The sequence below is a fragment of the Aquicoccus sp. genome, from assembly GCF_041686535.1.
GTDB lineage: Bacteria > Pseudomonadota > Alphaproteobacteria > Rhodobacterales > Rhodobacteraceae > Aquicoccus.
Map to the genome: position 1 here is coordinate 1 of NZ_JAWLDS010000165.1, position 4,036 is coordinate 4,036.

The 4,036-nt window shown below is 64.6% G+C and carries 4 protein-coding genes and 1 pseudogene; 1 reads left to right on the top strand and 4 read right to left on the bottom strand.

What is annotated here, in order from left to right:
• Positions 1 to 271, top strand: a 271-nt coding sequence (locus tag ACESL9_RS17315) for a DUF2510 domain-containing protein (RefSeq protein WP_372675333.1), incomplete at its 5' end; no start/stop codon positions are given.
• 39 nt (positions 272 to 310) lie between these two features.
• Here ACESL9_RS17315 and ACESL9_RS17320 read toward each other — a convergent pair.
• The 4 genes and pseudogenes from ACESL9_RS17320 to ACESL9_RS17335 all read right to left on the bottom strand — a co-directional run.
• Positions 311 to 661, bottom strand: a complete 351-nt coding sequence (locus ACESL9_RS17320) for a hypothetical protein (RefSeq protein ID WP_372675334.1) — start codon at positions 659 to 661, stop codon at positions 311 to 313.
• 331 nt (positions 662 to 992) lie between these two features.
• Positions 993 to 2,270, bottom strand: a complete 1,278-nt coding sequence (locus ACESL9_RS17325; RefSeq protein ID WP_372675335.1) for a hypothetical protein — start codon at positions 2,268 to 2,270, stop codon at positions 993 to 995.
• Between the two features lie 69 nt (positions 2,271 to 2,339).
• The gene (locus ACESL9_RS17330; protein WP_372675336.1) at positions 2,340 to 3,101 is read right to left on the bottom strand and encodes a hypothetical protein; all 762 of its coding nucleotides are present in this window, start codon (positions 3,099 to 3,101) and stop codon (positions 2,340 to 2,342) included.
• A 580-nt stretch (positions 3,102 to 3,681) separates the two neighbouring features.
• Positions 3,682 to 4,036: pseudogene (locus ACESL9_RS17335) on the bottom strand (threonine-phosphate decarboxylase); the annotation flags it as partial.

Below are 4,036 nucleotides of genomic sequence, written 5' to 3' on the forward strand. Positions count from 1 at the left end.
CGGGTTCTTCGGTGACCTCGCTGCGATCGCCAGGGATGTGCGGGCAGGCAAGATGGACGTGGCACAGACGGCTGCCGGCACGGCAGGTGGCGGACAGGGACCCGAACAGCCCGATGCCGCAGGGTCGGCGCGCTCTGAGACCGATGGCGCCGTTACCACGGCCAACCCCGCTGCAGCACCACCGGGCTGGATGCTCGACCCCAAGGATGAAAGCATGCTGCGCTGGTGGGACGGACAGAGCTTCACCGACCAACGCCGCCCCCGCACCTGAGACGCGGCAAGAGCGGCAGGCCGGGAATGGCACATTGAGTTAGAGGTGTTTTTTCTGCCTATGAGGGCGGCTGAGGCGCGCCGGGGTGTCATCCTGGCGCGTTGCAGGTTTGGTGTCGCCGCCACCGGCAGCGTCACCACGGCAAGAACAAGCCACGACGCGGAAATCACGCCAGCCGCCAGGGATCTGATAGGCGGCGAGCGGACGTGCTTGCGTTGGTTGAACCATGGGGGGGTTCCTTTCGACGATAGGCAGCCTGTCTTTCACGCCCAGTTCTTCCGGACGGAGTTGGTGGAGCAGCAATGTGTCAACATGCGAAGCTGAAGCCATGTCTTTGGGAGTTGCAACCATGTTGCCGACCACTTGCGCCACATGGTGCGCGCTCGTCATCTTTCTGGCCCCGGGCAGGCTCGGCGGGCCAGCCGCCGCCGATGCGGATGGGCCGGATGCGTGGCGTGTCGTCGATGTCGCGCCCGACGATGCGCTCAACGCCCGCATGGGGCCGGGGACGCGCTACAAGGCTGTCGGGACCTTCGCGCACGACGCGCGGGGGCTGCTCCAGATCACGTGCGTCCCGCTCTTGTCGGGAGGGATCTACTATTCCCTGACCGACACGGAGCGCGAAAACCTGCCGCCGTGCGCCTGCGGATGCAGGATAGTAGCCCGCAAATCATCCGCATCGAACACGAGGCGCGGCAGGTCGAGTGATCTGCGAACGCCGTCACCAGCCCGGCGGACGTCCCATATCGAGGTCGCCATAGGAAAAGGTGATCACGCTTCCATCGTCGAGCGGCAGGCGAACGACACGGCGCCGCGCATCGTAAAGGATCGTGCCCGAATAGGTCACGGCATCCGCGCCGCTCTGCAATCGCACGCGCAGACTTGCGCAGCCCGTCCCGCCATCCGGGCAGGGGGCGTCCAGATCGAACGAAGCGTCGTCCTCCATGCCCAGCCGGGCGCGGTTGGACAGCATCCGATCCCAACCGAGCGCTTCGACAAGGTATCGCGGCATCCGCGCCATGTAGAGGCTTTCATCGACTTCTCCCGGATCGAACAAGTCCATCGGCCCGGCCTCTTCGGGACCGCCACGCATCATCTCGCCCATATGGCTGGGAAATTCGACCCAGCCCTGGCCGCCGGGATCCAGCATCGCCATGCGATCCGTGCCGATATAGGTGGCCCCGGGTCCGGGGTGATCATATTCGGTGAAATCGCCGTTCGGCGTATGCGTCATGGTAAAGCCTTCGGGCGAAACGGTCATGCGCACCTTGCAGCTTTCCGGCGCAGGGGTCGGGGCCTCGTCCACCGTCTGCGGCTCGCCGTCCCGCGGCGGTCGCGCGACCGGACCCAGTTCCTCCCACGCCTGCGCCATAGCCTCGGCCCGGCTCGCCGGTCCTGATCCGTTGACGCGGCCGATGACCGACCGTTCGATCCGGTTTGTCCGGATGTCGATCAGGTTGACCTGAACCAGGGTCAGCTCGGCCTGTTCGGGGCTGAGGACGCTGACCTTGAGGTTGCGCGCGGCCTGCGTGCCCCGCGGCATCGGCGAGAGCGGTGCGCAGGGATCGAACGCGTCGGTCCTGGTCTGCGCGTCGGTGTCTTCGAGGATCGAAAGCGGCAGAACGTGCCCGTCGTCATCCAGAAAAGCATAGACCTCCGCATGGCGGGCATCGGAGCCCGCGGGTGTGTCGCTCTGCCGTGTTCCCGGCAGAGTCCGCGGCGCGTGCAGGTAGTCCCCGGCCGTCGCCTTGGGCAGCCCAATTGTATCGGCGACAAGCCCGACGACCTCTTCGCGCAGCGCGGTGTCGATTTGAAGGGATGTGTCGGTGTTACCGCCGCCGGCCTGGGCAAGATGCACGGTGTCGCACCCGGGCGCGGTGCAGGACGGCGATGCGTTCCGCGCCGCACCGGGCGTGCCCGTCTCAAGGGCCGCATCGGGTAGTCCACCGACAGGGGTGAGTTGCAAGGCGGCGGCAAGGGAAAGGTGCTGTAGAAGCATTCGGGATGTCTCCTTGGTCTTGTTCGATTGAATCCTCGCACGTGCCGGGCGATCTCCCCGCCGCGCGGTTCATTCGCCACGGCCCTGCAAGCCAAGGCCGAACCGAAGCGTCACCGGAATGGCCTCGACCCGCGTCTGCGGCAGGGTGACCTCGAGGTCGACGGCATCGCGCGGTCCGGCGATCACCAGGTTCGCCTGCGGGTTGGAGGGCTCAGGCGCGGCGCCGCCGGTCAAGGCCTCGACACCCGAGAGACTGCCGTCGCGCATCGCGCACAGGAGTTCGAGCGGTTCATCCTCGGGCCTTTCGCGGCGCTCGTCGCGGCAGGTCATGCGCGCGCCCTCGACATCCACATCCACGCCCCACCCCGGAACTTCAGAGAAATCGACATCCTCGATCAGAACACTCCGCGTGCCGTCGTCCATGACGTCGATATCCAGTTCCATCCCGATCTCGAGCCGCGTGGCATCCGGATGTGGAATTCCGGGCAAGAACACCGGCACGCGAAGCCACCCCTTTTCGGGGTTCTGGCTGATCTGGTGGCGCATAAAATAGCCCTCTTCCTCGAAATTCCGATCAAAGGGACCTTCACCGGCCATAAGATCCTTGCCCGTGTCGTCGCTTGCGCGCGTCACGCGTGCGCTGTCGGCAAGCCCCGAAACCCCGGGGTGCTCGATCGCCAGTTCAATCGCCGTATAGGGATTGGCCAGATCGGCAGAGGGCGCCGGATCGTTCAGACTCAGGACTTCCAGATAGACCTGGGGCTCGCCTGCCGCCTGCACAGGCATCGCCAGGACCAGGGCAGTGAGCAAGGGTCGAATACTATGTTTCATGGGTCAATCCCGCATAATCCAGATCCACATCCGGCCTTCTGGGGCCGCGCTTGCGATGCCGACGTGTCAATCCTGTGCCAAACGCCAGCCCCGCGACACAGGCGAACACGTGCCACGACGGCCCGCCCGGCGCCCCGTCCAGATGAAGGGGGTCAGGGCTGCGTGCGGCCTTCGCTTCGGGGCGGAGCGTAGCAGCGACAGCCCGGTCAGTTCGAAGCGCATGAAGGAAAAGCTCGACGTGGCCGGCATCATGCCCATCAGTCCGAGGCGCGGGTTTGAAGGATTCTACTATCGCCGGTGTGACCTGAGAGGGTTTTCTGGCGGGCGAACCAGCCGCACCGCGTCACGCTTCTCCGCCCGCTCTTCGCGGGCGGCTTTTTATGGGCTCGGGGGTGACTTCGATGGCAGGATTATGGGGGTGCAATGAAAGAGGGAAACCGGTAAGGCTTTTAGCAATATCGTTTAATTACAGTGAATTAAAAGATTCTGATAGAGCAGGCATGGGGGAATTTACAATGTATCTGTCAGCGGGTCTGGGACAACTTCAGGGTTGCTCGCAGGACGTTGCGATGGGCTTCGGTCAGCTTGACGGTCTCTTTTCCATGGCGCTGGTCAGCTGCGCCCATGCCCCGGCATCTCCTGCCAATCCGAGGCGAATCCAGCTTTCGGAATAGGGGAAAATCCGGCTCCAGACCTTATGCGCGGCCAGGGTCTCCTGTGCGGCAACGGCGTTTTGCGTGGCATAGGTCCGAAACAGTGGCGTGCCCCCCACCAGATGCCAGCCTGCGCGGGCGGCCATTTCGTCCAGTTTCCTGGCGCCAGTGCGCAAGGTCTCTGTCATTTGCTTTTGCCATGAATAGTCCGTGAGCGCGAGGCTCGCAATTTCGATTGCGGGGCCCGAGACGGGCCAGGGGCCAGCTTGCTCGGCTAGACGC